This is a genomic window from Methanocalculus alkaliphilus, assembly GCF_024170505.1.
GTDB lineage: Archaea > Halobacteriota > Methanomicrobia > Methanomicrobiales > Methanocorpusculaceae > Methanocalculus > Methanocalculus alkaliphilus.
In genome coordinates this window covers 29,829-48,905 of record NZ_JALJYG010000009.1, presented here as the reverse complement: position 1 = coordinate 48,905, position 19,077 = coordinate 29,829, and the positions used below count along the sequence as shown (strand labels likewise).

The 19,077-nt window shown below is 59.7% G+C and carries 20 protein-coding genes; 8 read left to right on the top strand and 12 right to left on the bottom strand.

The genetic code is table 11. From position 1 onward, the window contains the following. Positions 1-4: 4 nt before the first annotated feature. The 7 genes from glmU to J2T58_RS07475 are packed head-to-tail and all read right to left on the bottom strand — an operon-like array spanning position 5 to position 6,184. The gene (gene glmU / locus J2T58_RS07505) at positions 5-1,219 is read right to left on the bottom strand and encodes a bifunctional sugar-1-phosphate nucleotidylyltransferase/acetyltransferase (RefSeq protein WP_253488498.1); all 1,215 of its coding nucleotides are present in this window, start codon (positions 1,217-1,219) and stop codon (positions 5-7) included. Beyond that, complete coding sequence (locus J2T58_RS07500) at positions 1,219-2,475, bottom strand: phosphopentomutase/phosphoglucosamine mutase (protein ID WP_253488497.1); 1,257 nt, start codon at positions 2,473-2,475, stop codon at positions 1,219-1,221. Before J2T58_RS07500 ends, glmU begins: the two co-directional genes overlap by 1 nt. A 35-nt stretch (positions 2,476-2,510) precedes the next feature. Then, positions 2,511-3,116 (bottom strand): hypothetical protein, encoded by a 606-nt coding sequence (locus J2T58_RS07495; protein ID WP_253488496.1) that lies wholly within the window; start codon positions 3,114-3,116, stop codon positions 2,511-2,513. After that, positions 3,113-3,706, bottom strand: a complete 594-nt coding sequence (locus J2T58_RS07490; RefSeq protein WP_253488495.1) for a cyclase family protein — start codon at positions 3,704-3,706, stop codon at positions 3,113-3,115. Before J2T58_RS07490 ends, J2T58_RS07495 begins: the two co-directional genes overlap by 4 nt. Beyond that, on the bottom strand, positions 3,703-4,353 hold the full coding sequence (locus J2T58_RS07485) for a protein-L-isoaspartate(D-aspartate) O-methyltransferase (RefSeq protein ID WP_253488494.1): 651 nt from the start codon (positions 4,351-4,353) through the stop codon (positions 3,703-3,705). The genes J2T58_RS07490 and J2T58_RS07485 overlap by 4 nt, the downstream gene beginning before the upstream one ends. Before the next feature lie 2 nt (positions 4,354-4,355). Further along, positions 4,356-5,468: a SufB/SufD family protein gene (locus tag J2T58_RS07480; protein WP_253488493.1), complete on the bottom strand. Its 1,113-nt coding sequence runs from the start codon at positions 5,466-5,468 to the stop codon at positions 4,356-4,358. After that, on the bottom strand, positions 5,453-6,184 hold the full coding sequence (locus J2T58_RS07475) for an ABC transporter ATP-binding protein (RefSeq protein WP_253488492.1): 732 nt from the start codon (positions 6,182-6,184) through the stop codon (positions 5,453-5,455). The genes J2T58_RS07480 and J2T58_RS07475 overlap by 16 nt, the downstream gene beginning before the upstream one ends. Before the next feature lie 159 nt (positions 6,185-6,343). Here J2T58_RS07475 and J2T58_RS07470 point away from each other — a divergent pair, with 159 nt between their 5' ends. Then, positions 6,344-6,526: a hypothetical protein gene (locus J2T58_RS07470; RefSeq protein ID WP_253488491.1), complete on the top strand. Its 183-nt coding sequence runs from the start codon at positions 6,344-6,346 to the stop codon at positions 6,524-6,526. Here J2T58_RS07470 and J2T58_RS07465 read toward each other — a convergent pair. Next, positions 6,513-7,280, bottom strand: coding sequence for a TIGR01458 family HAD-type hydrolase (locus tag J2T58_RS07465; protein WP_253488490.1), 768 nt, complete (start codon positions 7,278-7,280; stop codon positions 6,513-6,515). The two genes, J2T58_RS07470 and J2T58_RS07465, sit on opposite strands and share 14 nt — an antisense overlap. 128 nt (positions 7,281-7,408) lie before the next feature. Here J2T58_RS07465 and J2T58_RS07460 point away from each other — a divergent pair, with 128 nt between their 5' ends. From J2T58_RS07460 to J2T58_RS07430, 7 genes are all read left to right on the top strand, one after another. Next, positions 7,409-8,485, top strand: coding sequence for a ribonuclease H-like domain-containing protein (locus J2T58_RS07460; RefSeq protein ID WP_253488489.1), 1,077 nt, complete (start codon positions 7,409-7,411; stop codon positions 8,483-8,485). Beyond that, on the top strand, positions 8,482-10,731 hold the full coding sequence (locus J2T58_RS11225) for a DEAD/DEAH box helicase (protein ID WP_253488488.1): 2,250 nt from the start codon (positions 8,482-8,484) through the stop codon (positions 10,729-10,731). The genes J2T58_RS07460 and J2T58_RS11225 overlap by 4 nt, the downstream gene beginning before the upstream one ends. Before the next feature lie 33 nt (positions 10,732-10,764). Next, a complete protein-coding gene (locus J2T58_RS07450; RefSeq protein ID WP_253488487.1) occupies positions 10,765-11,691 on the top strand; it encodes an ABC transporter ATP-binding protein in 927 nt (308 codons plus the stop codon). Then, positions 11,688-12,392 (top strand): ABC transporter permease, encoded by a 705-nt coding sequence (locus J2T58_RS07445; RefSeq protein ID WP_253488486.1) that lies wholly within the window; start codon positions 11,688-11,690, stop codon positions 12,390-12,392. The genes J2T58_RS07450 and J2T58_RS07445 overlap by 4 nt, the downstream gene beginning before the upstream one ends. A 134-nt stretch (positions 12,393-12,526) precedes the next feature. After that, on the top strand, positions 12,527-12,766 hold the full coding sequence (locus J2T58_RS07440; RefSeq protein WP_253488485.1) for a DUF7557 family protein: 240 nt from the start codon (positions 12,527-12,529) through the stop codon (positions 12,764-12,766). Positions 12,767-12,776: 10 nt separating this feature from the next. Further along, positions 12,777-13,079, top strand: a complete 303-nt coding sequence (locus J2T58_RS07435; RefSeq protein WP_253488484.1) for a type II toxin-antitoxin system RelE family toxin — start codon at positions 12,777-12,779, stop codon at positions 13,077-13,079. A gap of 273 nt (positions 13,080-13,352) precedes the next feature. Continuing rightward, entirely contained in the window at positions 13,353-13,637 is a 285-nt protein-coding gene (locus J2T58_RS07430) for a nucleotidyltransferase family protein (RefSeq protein ID WP_253488483.1), read from the top strand. A 26-nt stretch (positions 13,638-13,663) separates the two neighbouring features. On the opposite strand, the gene sepS is transcribed toward J2T58_RS07430, so the two are convergent. From sepS to prf1, 4 genes are read right to left on the bottom strand one after another with little or no spacing between them, the layout of a single operon-like run. Continuing rightward, entirely contained in the window at positions 13,664-15,250 is a 1,587-nt protein-coding gene (gene sepS / locus J2T58_RS07425; protein WP_253488482.1) for an O-phosphoserine--tRNA ligase, read from the bottom strand. After that, positions 15,247-16,143: a 4-demethylwyosine synthase TYW1 gene (twy1, locus tag J2T58_RS07420; RefSeq protein ID WP_253488481.1), complete on the bottom strand. Its 897-nt coding sequence runs from the start codon at positions 16,141-16,143 to the stop codon at positions 15,247-15,249. Before twy1 ends, sepS begins: the two co-directional genes overlap by 4 nt. Next, positions 16,124-17,791, bottom strand: a complete 1,668-nt coding sequence (argS, locus tag J2T58_RS07415) for an arginine--tRNA ligase (RefSeq protein WP_253488480.1) — start codon at positions 17,789-17,791, stop codon at positions 16,124-16,126. Before argS ends, twy1 begins: the two co-directional genes overlap by 20 nt. Next, positions 17,792-19,069: a peptide chain release factor aRF-1 gene (prf1, locus tag J2T58_RS07410; RefSeq protein WP_253488479.1), complete on the bottom strand. Its 1,278-nt coding sequence runs from the start codon at positions 19,067-19,069 to the stop codon at positions 17,792-17,794. Positions 19,070-19,077 lie beyond the last annotated feature (8 nt).

Genomic DNA, 19,077 nt, shown 5'->3' with positions numbered 1-19,077 from the left:
TTCTTCACCTCGTTATGACACTCTCGTCATCATAGACCCCTTCGACATAGGAATGAGGGGCAACCCGGGTTCCTGATCCGATGGATGAGCCGGTATTGATCGAACAGTTTATCCCGAAGAGGACATCATCCCCGATGACCGCCCCAAATTTCTTCCTGCCGGTATCGGCTCCCCCGACGGCGACATTCCCATGATCATGGCGGAGATTTGCGATCTTCGTCCCGGCACCGAAGTTGCAGTCTGAACCGATGACACTGTCTCCGATATAGTTGAAGTGCGGAATCTTCGTGCCGCTGAAGATGACCGAGTTCTTCAGCTCGACGGCATGGCCGATGTGGCACCGGTCCCCGACCGCCGTTCCCGGCCTGATATACGCACCGGGCCCGATGATACAGTCCCGGCCGATGATGACCGGCCCTTCGATGTAGCTCCCGGATCGGATGACCGTCCCCTTCCCGATGGTGACCGGCCCTTTCAGAACAACCCCTTCTTCAACCGTCCCTTCCCGGGTGCCGCTGGTGGTGCTGAGGAGGGATTCGTTGGCAGCAAGGATGTCCCAGGGATACCCGACATCCCTCCATGACGCAAGTGCCATGGCTCCAAGCCTTTTTTCCCCGATATACCCGCTGAGGGCATCGGTGAGTTCATACTCGCCTCTCCCGGAGATGCCGATCCTCCTGATGAGATCGAAGATCTCAGGTGCAAAGAGGTATGCCCCGGCATTGATCATCCTGCTCTTCGGTGCCCGTGACTTCTCCTCAAGGCCCGCCACCCGGTCTCCCTCAAGGACGACAACACCGTAGCCTGCGGGATTCTCAACCTCCGCAACAGCAAGGGCAGGAGCCTCCATCTCACAGAAGGAACCGATCTCAGCGTGACTCAGGATCATATCTCCGTTCATCAGGAGGAAATCCCCGGTCACAAGCCCTTCGGCTGCGGCAAGTGCATCGGCGGTCCCCCGCTGGTGCCTCTGGACGACATACTCGATGGTGACAGACAACCCCGATCCATCCCCGAAGTACTCCCTGACGACCTCCTCGCCATATCCGACGACGATGATGAACCGTTCGATCCCTGCATCCCGTGCCGCGATGATGAGATGCTCAAGCATCGGACGGTTGGCAAGCGGGATCATCACCTTCGGCCGGTTGGTGGTGAGCGGCCGCATCCGCTTCCCCTCGCCGGCTGCGAGGAGGACGCACTCTGTTGGTCGTGCCATCAGGAGACCTCCCGGATGGCCGCCTTCAGTCGCGACTCCCCTTCTGCGAGGAGGGCGGCGGCAGTCTCCTTCGTTCTTCCTTCAGCGGTGACCCGGACCTTCGGCTCGGTGCCGCTTGCCCGGATAAGGTACCAGCCGTCTTCCATTGCAACCCTGAGGCCGTCGGTCGGCTTTGCTGCACCCAGATGGCTGAGGGCGGCCTGGCCATGGGGTGTGGGGATGGAGGATCGGAGGATCGGGTACTGTGGCAGCCCGTCGATCTCCTCGGCGACATCCCATTCCCCTGCGATCTCGCAGAAGAGGGCGGCTGCATAGATGCCGTCCGCACAGAGGGAGTGGGAGGGAAAGATCCAGCTTCCGGATGGTTCGCCCCCGATCCCGCCCCAGGCGAGGAGCTCTTCGGAGACATAGCTGTCGCCGACAGGGGTCCGGTGGACGGTTGCCACCTCTTCGATTGCCATTGACGCATCGACCGTTGTTACCACCTCGTTCAGATCAAGGTATTTTGAGAAGAGGATCAGGAGGTGTTCACCGGCGATGAACCTCCCTCTGTTATCAAAGGCGACACAGCGATCGGCATCGCCATCATGGGCGATCCCGCCTGAGGCCCCGGATTTCCGGATGATCGCGGGCATATAGGCGAGGTTTCCGGGGAGTGGCTCGGATGGGCGGGGAAACGTCGATGTCGGATCCCCGTTCAGGGTGACCGTTGTTACACCGGCCTCGGCGAGGAGTCCGGGGGTGATCGCGGTTCCTGCCCCCCCGCCGCAGTCGAGGACGACCGTCATCCCGCTCTTTGGGGAGATGGTGGAGAGGATGGCATCCCGGTGCGGGGTGATGATATCGGCATCGATCCGGGTACCGACCTGATCCCAGCCATTCCAGATGGGATTATGTACCGTCTCCTCGATCCGGGACTGTTCTGCCAGGGTATAGGGGGATCCGTTCGGATTGAAAAGTTTTATCCCGTTATACTCCTCGGGATTGTGTGATGCGGTCACCATACAGCCTGCATCTGCATTCCGCGCCGCATAGGCGACGGTCGGGGTCGGTGCCACCCCGCCGGAGATGACATCGGCACCTGCGGAGAGGAGGCCGGCAGTAATGGATTCTGTCAGAATATGCCGTGTGGAGCGGGTATCGCTCCCCATAACCACCCTCTTTCTGTCCATACCGACAGATGCGCCGACAGAGAGGGAGAGGTCAAGGAGGGTCCTTCCATATGGCATCCTGATACCGGATGAGCCAAAGAGCATACGGATTTATTTGAGAGATAAGATATTATGCTTACTCATCTGCCGAAGGGGCAGAAGTGCTTCAGGTCGAGGAGCGTGGCAACCCCTGCGGTGGAGGGGCCAAGATAGATTATCTCTTTTGTATCCTGGTACTTCTCCTGAATCTCGATCCCCTCGTCGCTGATCAGCCCGTCTCCTGCGATGATGATAATATCCGCCTTCTCCGGGCTCTCCGCGATCCGCCCCCGGAAGATATCAGGAATCTCCTTCAGGTTGCCGACAGGGTAGATCATCCCGCCGTCATACAATGTTGCGAGCATCTCCCTGCATTCTGCATGGGAGGAGGGGGGGCAGGCGTGGAGTTTCCGGGACTGGCAGGTGAAGCCGGTGATGACATTGATGATCGCAACCGCGGCCGCCCGTGTCTTCGGCTTTTTGAGCGCCGCATCATAGAGGAACGAGAGTTTCGTCTTCGCCTCAAGCGGCGTTGTGGTGACCATCTCTGCGGTCCGGCCGCCATAGACTCCTTCGAGGCAGACACCTCGCGGATACTGGCAGACCGGGACATCCTTATTTACCCAGAGGGAGACGACCCCATGGTCGCAGCCGCTCCCCTCCAGGGAACTCTTCAGTTTCTGCACTGCTCTGTGTATAATTGTCATGGTAGCATATCCTCGATCAGGATCACCCGTGCAGGGGACCCGTCAAGACCTCTGCATGAGATCGGGAGGGCAACCATCATATATTCTCCCCCCGGGAGATCGCCGGGATCAAGCAGCTCGATGATGACAACCCCGGCGGCGAGCAGAATTCTGTGGACGCTCCCATCGCCGTCCGGGGCCTCGATCGACGGGGCATCGGTCCCGATGGCAACGATCCCCCCTTCAACAAGGGCCCGTGCATCCTCTGCCTGAAGGTATCCATAACGGTCCGGCTCATCTGCCGACCATCCCGAGCGGATGATCACCCTGGGGAGGCTGATCGTATCGACTACTCCGGCCGGAACCGGCCCCGGAGGGATGTCTTTGAGGAGGACCGGGCCGACGCATGCCTCAAGCGGCACCTTCTCAATTCCTGCTCCACCCGGAATCGCATGAAGCGGGGCATCGATATGTGTCCCGCTATGGCTCCCCATGCGGATCTCTGTTATGGTAAAGCCGTCCTGCACCCTCTGAGAATAGGAGACCGCCGGATCCCCGGGCCAGATAAAGGTCTCCGGGGAGAGTTGGCGGGTGATATCGTGGATCGTCATCGCTCCGGCCATCCGTATCGGCCGAGGAGCGGGACGAAACGGACCGGTTCAAACGATTCCCGGATATACTCCGATCCACGCCTCGTGACCCTGGTCAGGTGCTGGATATCGGTATCCCCGACCGGAGCGACGAGCCTCCCCCCGTCGGCAAGCTGGTCGAGGAGGGGCTGAGGAACAAAAGGAGCCGCTGCGGTGACCAGAATGGCATCATAGGGTGCACCCTCGGGACAGCCTTCCGTCCCGTCGCCGATGATGATCCTGATCCCGGTGACCCCGGCTCTCCGAAAATTCTCTTTCGCATGCTCTGCAACGTCTTCGATCCGCTCGACTGAGATGACACTCGCTGCGATCCTGCTGAGGATCGCCGCCTGGTACCCGCTCCCGCAGCCGATCTCAAGGACCGCATCAGAGGGGGTGAGCCGGAGGAGTGCGGTCATCACCGCGACGATATAGGGCTGGGAAATCGTCTGGCCTGATCCGATGGGGAGCGGCCGGTCCTGGTACGCCTCCTCCTCCATGCCCTGGGGGACGAAGAGATGCCGGGCCACCTCCTCCATCGCTTTGAGGACCCGTTCGTCTGAGACCCCGCGCCGCCGGATCTGGTCATTGACCATCGCCTTTCGCCGGGTCTCAAACGGGTCGTTCATGCTCAGAATCCTTTTTCGGCCGCATCGATTGCGGTATCGATCTGGCGCTGCAGGCTCTCCGGCAGGCCGCTGATCTTCACATCAAGGAAGCCCCTGATGATCGTCGCCGTCGCCTCGTCCTCGGAGAGGCCCCGTGCCATCAGGTACTCGATCTCCTCCTGGGCAATCTTTCCGACGGCGGCTTCATGGGAGAGTTCACAATCGACGACCCGGCCTTCGATCTCAGGGATGGCATGGATGATACCGTCTTTGAGGATGAGCGCCCGGCACTCGATATGGCCTTTGGTATCCTTGACCGATCCGAGGATATGGCCGCGGGAGATGATCGTTCCGCCGGTGGTGATCGCCCGGGTGATCAACTCTGCGGTTGCCCCTTTGGCAGAGAGGAGGGCACGGGATCCGGTGTCGAGATGGGATCCCGGTGTCGCAAGCATAATGCTTGAGAATCGTGCAACCGCCCCTTCTCCCCGGAGTTCTGCGGTCGGGTACATCTGTACCTTCTTTGCCGGGACCATGCAGACATAGTTTGAGAGGAAGACGCCCCGTTCCTCGATGATCGTCACACTCCGTGGATAGACCTCAATCGTCTCGCCCCAGGTATGAATCATCGTGGAGGTGACCTTTGCATCTTTCCCGACATAGATCTCGGTGACGCCATAGTGTTTGCCGTCCTTATTCTGTGCCGAGCTTGCACAGCCGGCGATGAGATGGAGTTCTGCCCCCTCCTCTGCGATGATGATGTTATGGACATACTGGATATCCTCTTTTGCCAGGAAGAGGCAGGTCTGGAGCGGGAAGGTGGTCTGGCTTCCTTTCCGTGCGATCAGGACATATCCCTTCGGTTCCCGGGCGGCGATGTACTTCGTGATCTCATCCTTGTCACGGGGCACCGCCTTCCAGTAATAGTCCTCAAGCCATGCATAGCGTTCAAGGGCATCGGCTATCGGGAGGATCTCGATCCCTTTTGCATCGGTGGCTGCATGATGGATATGCTCATCGACCTGGAGGAAACTCCCGGATCGCCCCTCAAGGGTTCCGGTCTGAAGGCCGGTCATCTCGATCCGTTTCCTGTCCTCATCACTGATCTCGGCAAATCCCTTCATATTCTCTGACATTCGATACACTCCTTATATCCCTTGCTCTGGATGCTCCTGAGGATCTCACGGGGATTGCCATGGCACTTGAAGGTCCCGTCACACATCACATGGCCGAAGTCGGCATCGATGTAGTCGAGGATATACCCGGTATGGGTGATGATGAGCCCGCTCTTCTTCCGGTTGATGATATGCTGGTCTTTCTCGATGAGGCCGGCGATTGCATTGCCGACGAGGGCCATATTCTCGAGATCGACCCCGCTCTCAGGTTCATCGAGCATCACGAAGTCCGGCTTCTGGATCATCAGCTGGAGCACCTCGCTCCGCTTGATCTCACCGCCTGAGAAGCCCTTGTTGACATCACGTTCGAGGAAGGTATCCATATTCATCCTGCGTGCGTACTCCTCAACATGGCTGGTATCCCCGTGGGAGGTGACATTGAGCAGTTTGCCGAGTTTCAGCCCCGAGATCGTCGGCGGCCGCTGGAAGAGGAGGCCGATACCGAGCTGTGCCCGCTCATGGATCGGCATCTTCGTGATATCATGGCCTTTGAAGGTGATCGTTCCGTCGGTGATGCGGGAGCTCCCAAATCCCATCAATGCACGGAGGAGCGTCGTCTTCCCGGACCCGTTCGGCCCCATCAGGACGTGGGTCTCACCCTCCCGGATGGTCAGATTGATATCATGAAGTACCTCTCTGCCTTCGACCTCGACATGGAGGTCCTCTATCTCAAGCATACGAAATCATGATCTATTCCGCATGGGGATGTAAAAAAGGATTGTTTCAGGATGGCCGGAGATACCCCTGCCCCCTCAGGACGCCCATCTCCCAAAAACGGTGGCAGGTGGTCTTTTCCTATTAGCATTTCACTTTCACCCTCCGCGCCGAGGATTGATATGGCCCCGGGTGCGATTGAGACGAGTATGAAGAAGATGACCTTCGTCTATCTGGTTGAGCGTGCAGAAGAGTACAGGACCGCCATCCGGCATGGATACCGGAGATCAGAAGGGGTTCGGTCCGGCGGGCGGCAGACCGAAGCAGAGATCCGCCACCCTGAGAACCGGATCATCGTCGCCTGAAGATTTCCGGGATATCCGCAATCGATCCCAGGATCAGATCCGGGGTGATCCCTGATTCCTGTACAGCCGCGGCCGAGTACTTCCCGGTCCGGACGAGGACCCCGGTGAGGCCGGCCGCCTGTGCACCCCCGACATCACTCCTGATGTCATCGCCGATCATTGCGGTGGCATCCGGTGAGACGCCCATGATGGAGCATGCCGAGAGGAAGGCGTCCGGAGAGGGTTTGCCAAGGACCTCCGCCTCCCTCCCGGCTGCATATTCGAGTGCCGCGACAAACGGCCCTGCCGAGAGGGTGAGGCCGTCTTCGGCCATCCAGTACCGGTCCCGTTCAAGCGCGATGAGCGGTGCGCCATCGGTGATCAGCCGGAACGCCTCGTTCAGCTTCTGAAAGGTGAATGCCTCTCCGGCATCCCCGATGATGACCGCACCGTCGCCATCGCTGATGCCTGCGGTATGGAACGCCTCCTTCGCTGCATCCGTCACCAGCATTCTGGCCGATGAGATGCCCTTCTCTTTGAGCAGCCGGATGGCAGCGACGATGGGTGTTGAGATCAGCTCCGGGTGTATCGAAAGGCCGTTTCGGTTCAGCCTCTCCGCTATCCCCTCCCGGCTCCGCTGTGTCGAGTTTGAGAGGAACCGGTACGGGACCCCCGCTTCCTCCAGCCAGCCGATGGCCTCCGCCGCACCAGGGATCGGATCCCCCCCGATGGCAACCACGCCGTCGATATCGATGATGAGTGCCTCTATCTGCATCGTCTCCTCACTCGTATGGCATACTGAAATAGTAGTATTCTCTCTTCTCGTTCTGGTCCCATAAACCTCCTCTTACTTTCACCCCCCGCTCCCCGGGTTTAATTGTAAAGGCGTGCGAGGTGTACGTAATGGCAGGGACAGCGGGGGGCTTCAGGACGGCACGCTCACTCTGGAGGGAGCGGCTCGATCCACGGCACGAGTACCGGGTCATCGAGCATGATAACCGGTTCAGGGCGGGGATCGGGAGGACCGGCATCTTCTCCTCGGAGTACAGCAGGTTCGAGGAAGAGAAGGAGCGGTTATGCGATCTCCATGCAGGATCGGATCTCAGCGAGATCATCGCAGGCGATCCGATCGATACCCCCGAGGGCGAATGCTTCGGGATTGCCGAGTCGGTCTCCTTCCCACCCCTCCCCCTTGATCCGGATGCCGCCCGGGCCCACCTCCTCCGCTCTCTCCGGCTGGTGCCGGGGATCGGGCCTGCCCTTGAACGGAGCCTGAAGCAGAAGGGGTGCCGGACGATCCGCGATCTCCTCCATATCCGGCGGTACCGTCCTGCTGCCGGGGAAGCCCTCTCCCTCATCACCGATGGCGATCCCGGGGCGGTGATGGCATGGGCACGATCACGCCTCTCCCCGACCCACCCGGATGTGATCCGGGCATCCGCCCTCTTCGATCCCGGCAGGCTCGTCTTCCTTGATATCGAGACCCTCGGGGTCTTTTCCCGGCCGGTCTTCCTCATCGGGTCCGCAACAGTCGAAGGGGGTTCCGTCCGTCTCCGGCAGTTCCTCGCCCGCGACATTGACGAGGAGCTCCCCGCCCTCCTTGCATGGCAGGAGAGCCTCCCCGACGATCCCCTCATCCTCAGCTACAATGGCCGGTGCTTCGATGTCCCCTATCTCGCGGACCGGTGTGCGTACTACGGGGAGGAGTATCCCTTTGGTGCCCACCAGCTCGACCTCCTCCATATCACCCGCCGGACCCTCGGCCGGGATCTCTCCGACTGCCGCCTCGCCACCATCGAGGAGACGGTCCTCGGCCTTTCGAGGGGCTTTGATCTCCCGGGTGCGCTGGTGCCCGGATGGTATGATACCTACCGGCGATCCAGAAACCCCGGCCCCCTCATCCCGATCATCCGGCACAACCGGCAGGATGTCCTCTCCCTCGTCGATCTCCACCGCCGGTACCTGGAGATGTACCGGTGACGCAGCCTCCGATCCTCACCAAAATACGGGAGGAGTGCGGCACCCCCGAGGATGCCCTCTTCATCCACGGTATCTCCGGGAGGGAGGCACGGTATGCGGAGATCCCCGCCCGTCTCCATCCCCGCCTCCGGTCCTGGCTCATCGATGAAGGGATCCGGCCGTATATCCACCAGGCAGAGGCGTATCAACGGGCATCAGCCGGTGAGGATATCCTCCTTGCGACCCGGACAGCTTCCGGAAAGACCCTTGCGTTCGCCCTCCCGATCATCGACCGCCTCCTCTCCGACCCCGATAGCCGGGCACTTCTTCTCTATCCGACGAAGGCCCTCGCCCGCGATCAGCTCGCCGCATTCCAGGCTATTGACAGGGCCATCGGGGCCGGCCTCTCCCCGGCTGTCTATGACGGCGATACGCCACGGGATGCCCGGCCGGGGATCCGGTCGGGGTCGCGGATCATCATCTCGAATATGCATGAGATCCATCATATCCTCTCATGGCGGCGACAGTGGGCGGATTTCTTCTCAGGTACCGCATTCGTCGTCATCGACGAGGCACACCGGTACCGGGGGGTCTTTGGCTCCCATATCGCCCTCCTGATGCGGAGGCTCACCCGCGTCCTCGCATACTATGACGCATCCCCGGTCTTCATCCTCGCATCCGCCACCCTTGGAAACCCGGAAGAGTTTGCAAAACGGCTCTGCGGCCGGCGGGTCCGCATCATCGCAGAGGACGGATCGCCGCAGAGCCGGAAGAATATCGTCTTCTATAATCCTTATCTCCAAAATCCGGGGGCATCCCTCACCTCCGAGGTCTCCCGCCTCCTTGCGATCCATATGCGGCATCACCACCAGACGATCTGCTTCTCCCCGTCCCGGCGGCTCGCGGAGGTGATCGCCCGGAGGACCAGGGAGGAGCTTGCCGGTGATCCCGCCCTCGCAGACCGGCTCCGTGCATACCGGGCAGGCTACCTTGCCGACGAACGGCGGGAGATCGAGGCCGGGCTGAAGGCCGGCCATCTCCGGGGGGTGGTATCCACAAACGCCCTCGAGCTCGGTGTCGATATCGGCACCCTTGATGCGGTCCTGATGGCCGGCTATCCCGGTGCCACCATCTCCTTCTGGCAGCAGGCGGGGCGGGCAGGCAGGAGCGGGGATGAGAGCCTTGTGACGATGGTCGCCCGGTATGACCCCATCGATCAGTACTATATGCACCACCCCGACCGCTTCTTCGCCGCCACCGCCGAACATGCCGCCGTCGATATGCGAAACCCGATCATCCTCTCCGGCCATCTCCTCTGTGCGGCCGCCGAGATCCCGCTCGGTGACGGGGATATCACGTACTTCGGGGATGAGATGATGGAACACCTCCGGGAGCTCGCAGATGAAGGCCTCCTCGCCTGGACCCGGAAAGGGTATGTCTATGCCGGAGCCCGCCGCCCCGCCGAGGCCGTCACCCTCACCGGCTCGGCATCGGGGGGATACCGGATCATGGAGAAGGGCCGCCTCGTCGAGACGATGGATGCGGCCCAGGCATACCGGGAGGCGTATCCGGGGGCGGTCCTCCTCCACCAGGATACAAGCTATATTGTCCGGTCGGTGGATGGGGAGGCCGGGGTGATCCGGGTTGATCTCTTCGAGGCCGACTACTTCACCCGCCCCCTCACCACGACCTCCGTCTCGGTCGACCGGATTCTGGAGTCCCGCAGCCAGTCCGGACTCGTCATCTCCTTTGCCGAGGTGACCGTCACCGAGGCGATCACCGGGTACCAGATGGTCCGGTATGACCGGATCATCGGCTCTGAGACCCTCGATCTCCCGGCAAACTCCTTCCCGACACAGGCACTTCTGCTGGCAATTGATCCCTCCCTCCTTGAGGATCACGGCATCGCCGATCCCGACGGCACCCTCCATGCCGCCGAGCATGCCCTCATCGCCGCGATGCCGGGGCTCGTCATCTGTGATCGAAACGATATCGGCGGCATCTCGACCCGGTACCACCCTGCGGCGGACGGACCTGCCATCATCATCTATGACGGCTATACCGGGGGTGCCGGGCTCGCTGCAAAAGCGTACCATCTCACCAGGGAGATCGCGGACCTCGCCGCGACGATCGTCGGGGAATGCCGGTGTTATGACGGCTGCCCGGCCTGCATCTTCTCCCCGAAGTGCGGCAGCGACAACAAACCCCTGGATAAAGGGGGATCGGCGGTGCTGCTCCGTTCGTTTGATACGGGTGGGGATGTATGATGTATCTTCCATTCATCTGGACGGGAGCGGCGTATGATACGAGCAGAAAACCTGACCAAATCTTTTGATGGACGAAATGTCCTCTCCGACGTCTCATTCTCCGTTGAGAAAGGTGAGATCTTCGGGTACCTCGGCCCGAACGGGGCAGGCAAGACGACGACGATGAACCTCTTCCTCGGCCTCCTCTCCCCGGATACCGGGAGAGCCCTCGTCAATGGGTCCGATCTTGCCACCGATGATGAAGCCCGCCGCTCGGTGGGTGTCCTCCTTGAAAATAACGGTTTTGCAGAACGGCAGACTGCTGTTGAGAATCTCCGGTTCTATGCCGATCTCTATGAGGTTGCTGATCCCGGGGACCGGATCGAGGAGCTCCTCGTGATGACCGATCTTCTCGAGCGGAAGGATGATCCCGTCGGGACGTTCTCGACCGGCATGAAACGGAAGCTCGGGATCGCCCGGGCGATCCTCCATACACCCGATATCCTCTTCCTTGATGAACCCTCATCCGGCCTTGATCCTGATGCACAGCGGATGGTCCGTGATCTGATCCTCTCCCTCTCTGCGTCCGGGGGGATGACGGTCTTCATAAACTCCCATCATCTCGACGAGGTGCAGCGGATCTGCACCCGGGTAGCGATCCTGGCAGGGGGCCGTATCCGGGCTGAAGATTCTGTTGCCCGGCTCACTGCCTCAGGGATGGAACAGACGGTCCTAGTTGTCTTTGAGGAGGGGCAGGCAACCGATGATGCGTTCCTCTTTCTCCGGTCCCTCCCGATGGTGCGTGCCGCTGAGCGGGAGGATGGTGGGGTTGCCTGCACCCTGGGAGGCGAAGGGCGGGCGGCTGATCTCATCTCCGCCCTGGTTGCGGCAGGATACCGGATCGAGGAGGCGAAGAAGCGGTCTGCGAGCCTTGAGGAGATCTATCTCCGGTATGTTCATTCTGCGGAGGAGGCATCATGAAACTCCTGCTCGTCATCGCACGGAAGGAGTTCCTCCAGGCGATCAGAAACAAAGGGGTCATGGTCGCCGCATTCATCTTCGCCATCTGGTTCCCGGTCTTCACCACCCTCGGGGTTCTAACAGGCATCTCCGGCGATCCCGGCACTGCTCTTGGCGGCCATCTTGCGAACCTCTCGGTGGTCCTTGCGATCTTCATGGGCTATCTCTTCTCCTCTGATGCCTTCTTCCGCGAGAAGAAGGACGGGACGATCATGACCTTCCTCTGCGCCCCGGTCTCGCTCCGGCAGATCTGGGAGGGGAAGGTCATCGGTGTCTCGATGGCCGCGTATGGGATGACCATCCTCTCAGTCCTGATCACCGTCGCCGTCGCCATCCTCCTCTCCCCTGTCGGGATCACCCTGCCCCTGCTCCTCCTCGTGCATGTATTCGTCATTCTGCCGATCTATGCCGCCGCATCGGCAGGGGTCATCGGAGCAGCACAGCTCTATCTTGGGATGCGGGAGAACCAGTTCCTCGGGATGGGCTTCATCTTCCTCTTCATCTTCATGGTCTTTGGGCTCCAGGTGCTCATCTCCCCTGAAGGCGGGATCACGATCCTGACAGAGGTCTTCTTCGGACTCATGGGGATCGTATTGCTTCTGGTGGGGAGGCGGTGGGCCGGCCGTCTCTCAAAAGAGCGGATCGTGAGGACGATTGCATAAGAACCCGGAGCAGTATCCGGAGATGCTGATCAATGGGTGGCCGGCTCCGGCTCCCCTCTCAGCGAATCCGCACCCCCCACTGCCTGAGTGCCATGAGGGTAAAACTGATAATGTCTACATCTGTATACACATATATGGCCGCCCCCATCCCGACGACCATCAGGATCTCACGTGAGACAAAAGCGATCCTGGATGCCCTGAAACTGCATCCACGGGAGAGCTATGATGACCTCATCTCCCGTCTGGCAACAATGGCCCATGATGGCGACCCTCTCTCGGCTGAGGAGATTGAGGATATGAGAGCGAGCCTTGCGGATATCGAGGCTGGCAGGGTGAAGACGCTTGAGGCGCTTCGCAGAGAGCGAGGGATCTGAGGAGACCGCAATGAAATACAGAATCCATGTCTCATACCGTGTGGAACAAAAGATCGGGGAGATGCCAGCGGAGTCTGTATCAGCAGTTCTTGACGATCTGGAAGGGTTTGCAGATGGCCTTGATTACCATCGGTATAATGTCCGAAAACTCAGGGAATCATGCGTCGTTCTTCCACGGTACCGGATGCATTCCGGCAACTACCGTCTCATCTTCTTTATTCTCCACAACCGCCTGATCATCGAGGTAATATCAGTCAGGCAGCAGAGAGGTGAAGTGGAGTTGCTATCCGCCTCAGAACCAGAGTCGGGATAGCTCTTACTACAAAAACCACCAAAGAGTCGTTGTTATCAACTACCAACGACTAAAGTCGTTGGTTTGCCCTTCCATCTCTCTGATCCGGGTTGGAACAGAGCGGAGTGCGATAGGCTGGTTGATAGACAGCCCGTAGATATGTGCATGATAACCGTTGTCTCCCTAGAGGAAGTGCCTTGCACACATTAGCATCGACTATTGAATATTTAGATTTAACGGCATTCCCCCCACGACTGAAGTCGTGGGCTTCCTGCCTGTTAGATCGTGAAGAAAATGAATGCCCTTGATCTCCTGCGCAGGCACGAACCTCTCCTGAAAGAGCGCTTTGGTATTGCCAGGATCGGCATCTTTGGATCTTTTGCACGCGGAGAGGAGCGGCCTCTGAGCGATATTGACATACTCGTCTCATTTGAAGAGGGGAAGAAGACCTTTGACAACTTCATGGGTGTCAAGTTCTATCTTGAAGATCTCTTCGGTCGGAAGGTCGATCTCGTAACGGAAGCGGCACTGAAGCCCCTCATCCGCGAGCCGATTCTGAGGGATGTTATCTATGCGTAGATCTTTATTTAAATAAAAAATATTGCCTATTCTCCCTGCACCCGGCTCTCCACCGTCATAAAGATAGGACCCCGGAGATCGATCTTCTTGTGATTATCGGTGGCAAACCGCATCGCATGATCGGCGATCCGGATATTCACATCCGAGGGGAGCTTTGCCATCTTCACCTGCACCGTCGTCCCTTCCCCGCACCGTGCCGCCTCTTCGATCCTGGCGGCGGCGAGGAGTGCGACTGTATCGATGAACCGGATGCCCGTCGGGGTGCCGTCCGCCCTGATCTTTGCAAATTTCTCGGTATCCGGCACCCCGAGGATCGCCCCCTCGTGGATGAAGATCTCATTTCCGCAGGCCGGCCCAAGGAGCTTTGAGTTCTCCTCCGGCTCAGTGACCGTGACATCGACGGTGGTTCCGGCGATCTCACCCGACCACGCCGGGAATGAGCAGGGGGACGGGTCGGCCGCATGCTCGGTGGCAACCGCCGCAATCGCCTCTGCAAGCACCCGGCCCGTCTCCGTCGCCGGCTCCTCACGGACGGAGATGGCACGGACGAGATCCCGGTCACTGAGCACCGGCGGATAGAACTGGGCGTAGCTGAGCTTGCGGACATCATCGGCGTTATGGATGATCATCGCAAGCCGCTCGACACCAAGGCCGAGGTTCATCACCGGGATGCCGACACCATATCCGCCGAGGGCGGACGGGGAGTAGATCCCAAAAGTCGCCACCTCCACCCAGTCATGGACCGGGTGGCGGGCATAGACCTCGGTCTGCGTTCCCGGCATATAGTACTTCGACCGCTTCTCATCGGGCCGGAACTCAAAGTCGGTGAACCCGAATGCGGATAACAGCCCTTCGGCAACCGCCATCCCCTCATCGATGGTGACATCCGGATCTGCGACGATACAGGATGCGGAGTGGTAGCTCATCAGGCGGGTCGCCCCCTCCTCCTGCTCCCGCCGGAAGCACCGGTCGATCGAGAAGAGGCGGATCGGATGGGGCATCCGGTTCCAGCACTCTTCAAGGGACATGAACCAGCCGCTCGTCATATGCGACCGGAGGGTGGACCGGGATGACTCGGGGGCGAGCTCACGGAACTCGGGGAAGACCGCATCGAGGATATGGACGACGACCGCATCATCGATAGCAAGGACCGCCGCCATCTCATGGGCGAGATCATCGCCATCGAAGTCGCCCTTCTTGTAGGCATGAAGGGTTGTCCGGAGCGCCTCTTCCTTCTCAGAAGTGATGGCTATCCCGGCAATCGCCTCGATCTCCTCGATCTGTTTCCGCGCTATCCCGACATTCGGCCGTGGCAGGCCGCCGAGATAGAAGACGCGATCAAGAACAGCCATCGCCTCGGGTCCGAACTGCCGGTATACCTCCTGCTCCTCCACGATGACCGGGTTCATCGCCTCGGAAAAACCCATCGAAAGATATGCCTGCCGCAGTCTCTGGATGGTATCAAAGACCGGGTGCGGTTCTGCACGGGTATAGGTGTACCGGGGGTACTTCCGGCCGGACGGCGGCTTTGAGAGCACCGTCGTCCCGGCATGCCATGCCCCTTCAAAATCCTCTTTCCCGCGTCTCCTGAACTCTTCCGGATCAAATCTCATGGTTCCTCCTCAAGGCAGACGACCCGGGAGACGGGACTCTCATCCCGTATCCTGTATCCGGCATGGCGGCCGACCTCCTCGGCGAAGGATCGGAGATATGCATGGTCGGGCATCTGCTCTGCTGCTAATCTGCTTCGACTGTATCCGAGATACATATATCCTTTGATCTCGACAAACGTCGGGGCGGCATCACGGATGATCCGCCCGTACTTCTCCGGCGAGTGATCGTTGATCCCTTTGACAACCGTCACCCGGAGAGCGGATCGCCGGGTAGCCAGATACGAGAGGCTCTCCTGGATCCGCCCCCAATAATCGCCCATCGGCCGGCATACCAGCCGGTAGGTCTCCTCGTCCGGCGCATCGAGCGAGATATAGAGCTGGGTGGGATGGAGATCCCGGATGACCCACGGACGGGTTCCGTTTGAGACGACAAAGACGGTATGGCCCGTCTCCATGAACTGATCAACAAGCTGGGGGAGGTGGGAGTAGCAGGTCGGCTCACCCGAGAGCGAGATGGCGACCTGGTTTGGCCTCTCCGTCGCCTCCTGCCATCGTTCCTCTGTCGTGCCGGCATGGGTTTTGTATCCTGAGAGCCCTTTTTTATGGAGTTTTCTGACACTGGCGACGATCTCCTCCGGCAGGAGCTCCTTCTCCTCCTCTGCCGGCAGCTCATGGGATCGCCAGCAGAAGAGGCAGCGCTGGTTGCACCGGAGTGTCGGTGTCATCTGGATGCACCGGTGGCTCTCGATACCGTAAAACTGGTGTTTATAACACATATCTCCCCCGGCCAGGGCACGCTTGCTCCAGAGACACGGTTTGACCGCGGCAGAAGAGAGGGGGGAGATGAAGTTGTATCCCTGCCTGCGCAGGGCATCACATGCTTTCGAGTGCATCGATACCGAGGGTCAGAAGCGACTCTTTCAGCGTGTTCTTCGTCGCCCGCACCAGGCAGAGCCGTGCATCCCGGCTCCGGCCCTCTGCCTTCAGCACAGGGACAAACCGGTAGAAGGTGTTGAAGAGGTCGGCGAGATCCCGGATATAGGTTGCAAGAAGGTGGGGCCGGAGATCGGTGACGACGGCATCGAGGACCGCCGGGAACCGTGCAATCGCCTTTGCAAGGGCGATCTCATGCGGCTCCTCATACTCGTACACCTCCTCAAACTCCCCGGCTTTTGCAAGGATGGACGATGCCCGTGCATGGGCATACTGGATATACGGGGCGCTCTGCCGTTCGAAGTCGAGTGCAGCCTTCCAGTCAAAGACGGTGCTCTTCTCCGGCGAGACCCGGACGATATCATACCGGATCGCACCGATGGCGACCGACCGGGCAATCGCGGCACGCTCCTCCTCTGATAGCTCCGGCCGCCGCTTCGTCACCTCTTCAAGGGCGCGGATGGTCACCTCACCGATCAGCTCATCGGCGGTGATGAACTTCCCTGCACGGGTGCTCATCGACCCCTCCGGGAGCGAGACGAACTCGAAGTGGAGGATCTCGGGTGGCCGCTCCCCCATCAGCTTCATGGCTGCGCAGAGCTGTGCTCCGATCAGTTTGTGGTCGGCTCCGAGGACATCGATGACGCGGTCATAGTTTCTGTCCTTCCAGATATGGTAGGCGATATCACGGGCTGCATAGACGCTTGTTCCATCCGCACGCCGGAGGACATACTTCTTCTCAAACCCGAATGCCGCCAGGTTGAGGGAGAAGAGCTCACCGTCATTCTCGGCCTCATCCAGCCGGGAGAGGGTGACGAGTGCCCGTTCCATATCGCCGATCCTGACAAATGTACTCTCCCTGACGGTCCGGTCATGGACGGTATTGAGGGCAAGGAGCGTCTCCCTGATCCCCTCCATACAGGTATCGACCGCCGTGCGGAAGCTCTCCTCCGCCTTCTTCTCCCCCCGCTCGATCTCGCGCATCAATCGCTCAATCTCAGATCCGATCGATGGATCTGCCTCGATGGCACGATTTGCCTGGATATAGACGCGGGCGATGTAATGATCCGGCTTCTCCCCTTCGTTCCGAACGATCCCAAGGTTCTCCAGCCCCCAGACGACGATGGCGATCTGGCGGCCCATATCATTGAGATAGTACTGCACCTCGGACGGATAGCCGGCTTTGCGGAACGCCCGGGCGAGCGAGTCGCCGATGATGGTGTTTCTGATATGGCCGACATGCAGGGGGCCGTTGGGATTGGCACTTGTATGCTCGATCAGCACCCGCTCATGCTTCTTCTGGAGGTTGCCATACCCCGGAATCTGGGCGGCGGCGACCGATCCGGCGATATAGTCCGTCCCGAAGGTGAAGTTCAGGTACGGCCCGACGGCGAGGACCCCCATCCCCTCCGCCTCGGGCATCGCCTGTATCTTCTCTGCAAGGTCGGCTGCTATCTGTGCAGGTGCCCTCTTCTGCTTCTTTGCAAGGGAGAAGGCGATCGTCGATGCGATATCCGCATGGTCCCCTCCATCGACGAGGAGCGGCTCGTCCTCACCGGTGCATGCCTTCAGTATCCGGCTGATCCGTTCAACTGTCTCAAAGTACATCTATAATCCCGTCCTGTATCGTAGTATCGCGGCGATTCCACCGAATGCGTTGACGAGCATCGCCCCCTCCTCAAAGTCGTCGGAGATGATCTCAACGGTGGTGCTGCTCTGATCGGCAAGGTTCGTCAGCTCCTCGATAATATCGGTCTCGGCATCAAGGATGAGCGGCGATGTGCATTTCGGGCAGTTCCCAAAGTCGATATCAGAGACCTTCTTCCCCGGCTCCATCCGGATGGTCCGCTCTTCCGTATATCCACAGGCTCCGCACCGTATCTCAAGGCGTGACTCACGGAGCTTTGTCGAGAGGAGGAGGATATCGACCGCTCCCGCTTCCAGGTTCTTCCTGATGCTCTCCTCACCATATGCGGCGACACCATTGTCCTTCGTCAGCTCCTTGAAGAACTTCGACATGATCGCCTTCTCCCGCATCAGGTCGACACCCTTGAGGGCCTCCCCGGCGGCATCGACGAGTTCGGCAAGGCCGCTCTCATTGGTATATGCCACATCGAAGAGGCCGAGCATCTTCTTCTTCACCTCATGATGGAGATAGTCGCCGGCGGCAAACTCCTCCTTCGTCGGTGTCGGCCCCCCGATGAGCACTCCTTTGAACCGTTCAAAGAAGTCCTTCTCCGCAAGGAAGGTCTCGCTTGCACGCTCTCCGACCTTCTTATAGTATTCATTGATGGCGATGAGACGGAGCCGCTCGAAACGGGCCGCCGACTGACCACCTTTCCGCTGTTTCCCCGGAACCGTGGAGGTCGTTCCGCTGATCGGCTCGATCCTGTTTCCACGGAGGAACCCCCAGTACGACTCCCGCCGATCCAGGACGAGGAGGCCATAGACGAACTTCTCCTCCAGCATCTGCCTGAGAGGCTCAAGCTCGAAGCTTGAGCTGCACCGGTACAGATAGGTACCAAGCGGCTCGGGGGGGTCGACGATGATCGTCTCAAACGTGCTCTTGTCCCCTCCGGTATTGACAGCACCCGAGAATACCGCCATCCCGTGTGGTGGAGGGCTTTTGACATTCTTTAACCGTGCGAGGATAGAGGAGAGGGCGCTCTGGACATTCGTCTTCGTCTGTTTGCTCTTGATGTTCGCACACTGGCCAAACTCGTCGCGGAGCTGTGCCGTCACATCGTATATCTGTTTATCCGGGGGGATGTACAGTGATATGAGTTCAGTTCCGCTCCCCTCCTTCTCCTGGAGTCGTTCAAGCATCTTCCTGAACTCATACCGGCGCCGTGCCTCATCCTTTCCTGTCTGTTCTGTCTCAGCCATGGGGGTCA

Bases quoted from the DNA above. Each gene is read 5' to 3' on its own strand.
- J2T58_RS07460 (WP_253488489.1), top strand. From the start codon at position 7,409: ATGGCAGGGACAGCGGGGGGCTTCAGGACGGCACGCTCACTCTGGAGG.
- J2T58_RS07465 (WP_253488490.1), bottom strand. From the start codon at position 7,280: ATGCAGATAGAGGCACTCATCATCGATATCGACGGCGTGGTTGCCATC.
- J2T58_RS07450 (WP_253488487.1), top strand. From the start codon at position 10,765: ATGATACGAGCAGAAAACCTGACCAAATCTTTTGATGGACGAAATGTC.
- twy1 (WP_253488481.1), bottom strand. From the start codon at position 16,143: ATGCACTCGAAAGCATGTGATGCCCTGCGCAGGCAGGGATACAACTTC.
- J2T58_RS07475 (WP_253488492.1), bottom strand. From the start codon at position 6,184: ATGCTTGAGATAGAGGACCTCCATGTCGAGGTCGAAGGCAGAGAGGTA.
- J2T58_RS07430 (WP_253488483.1), top strand. From the start codon at position 13,353: ATGAATGCCCTTGATCTCCTGCGCAGGCACGAACCTCTCCTGAAAGAG.
- J2T58_RS07435 (WP_253488484.1), top strand. From the start codon at position 12,777: ATGAAATACAGAATCCATGTCTCATACCGTGTGGAACAAAAGATCGGG.
- J2T58_RS07440 (WP_253488485.1), top strand. From the start codon at position 12,527: ATGGCCGCCCCCATCCCGACGACCATCAGGATCTCACGTGAGACAAAA.
- sepS (WP_253488482.1), bottom strand. From the start codon at position 15,250: ATGAGATTTGATCCGGAAGAGTTCAGGAGACGCGGGAAAGAGGATTTT.
- J2T58_RS07490 (WP_253488495.1), bottom strand. From the start codon at position 3,706: ATGACGATCCACGATATCACCCGCCAACTCTCCCCGGAGACCTTTATC.
- glmU (WP_253488498.1), bottom strand. From the start codon at position 1,219: ATGGCACGACCAACAGAGTGCGTCCTCCTCGCAGCCGGCGAGGGGAAG.
- J2T58_RS07495 (WP_253488496.1), bottom strand. From the start codon at position 3,116: ATGACAATTATACACAGAGCAGTGCAGAAACTGAAGAGTTCCCTGGAG.
- J2T58_RS07480 (WP_253488493.1), bottom strand. From the start codon at position 5,468: ATGTCAGAGAATATGAAGGGATTTGCCGAGATCAGTGATGAGGACAGG.
- prf1 (WP_253488479.1), bottom strand. From the start codon at position 19,069: ATGGCTGAGACAGAACAGACAGGAAAGGATGAGGCACGGCGCCGGTAT.
- argS (WP_253488480.1), bottom strand. From the start codon at position 17,791: ATGTACTTTGAGACAGTTGAACGGATCAGCCGGATACTGAAGGCATGC.
- J2T58_RS07485 (WP_253488494.1), bottom strand. From the start codon at position 4,353: ATGAACGACCCGTTTGAGACCCGGCGAAAGGCGATGGTCAATGACCAG.
- J2T58_RS07445 (WP_253488486.1), top strand. From the start codon at position 11,688: ATGAAACTCCTGCTCGTCATCGCACGGAAGGAGTTCCTCCAGGCGATC.
- J2T58_RS07500 (WP_253488497.1), bottom strand. From the start codon at position 2,475: ATGCTCTTTGGCTCATCCGGTATCAGGATGCCATATGGAAGGACCCTC.
- J2T58_RS07470 (WP_253488491.1), top strand. From the start codon at position 6,344: ATGGCCCCGGGTGCGATTGAGACGAGTATGAAGAAGATGACCTTCGTC.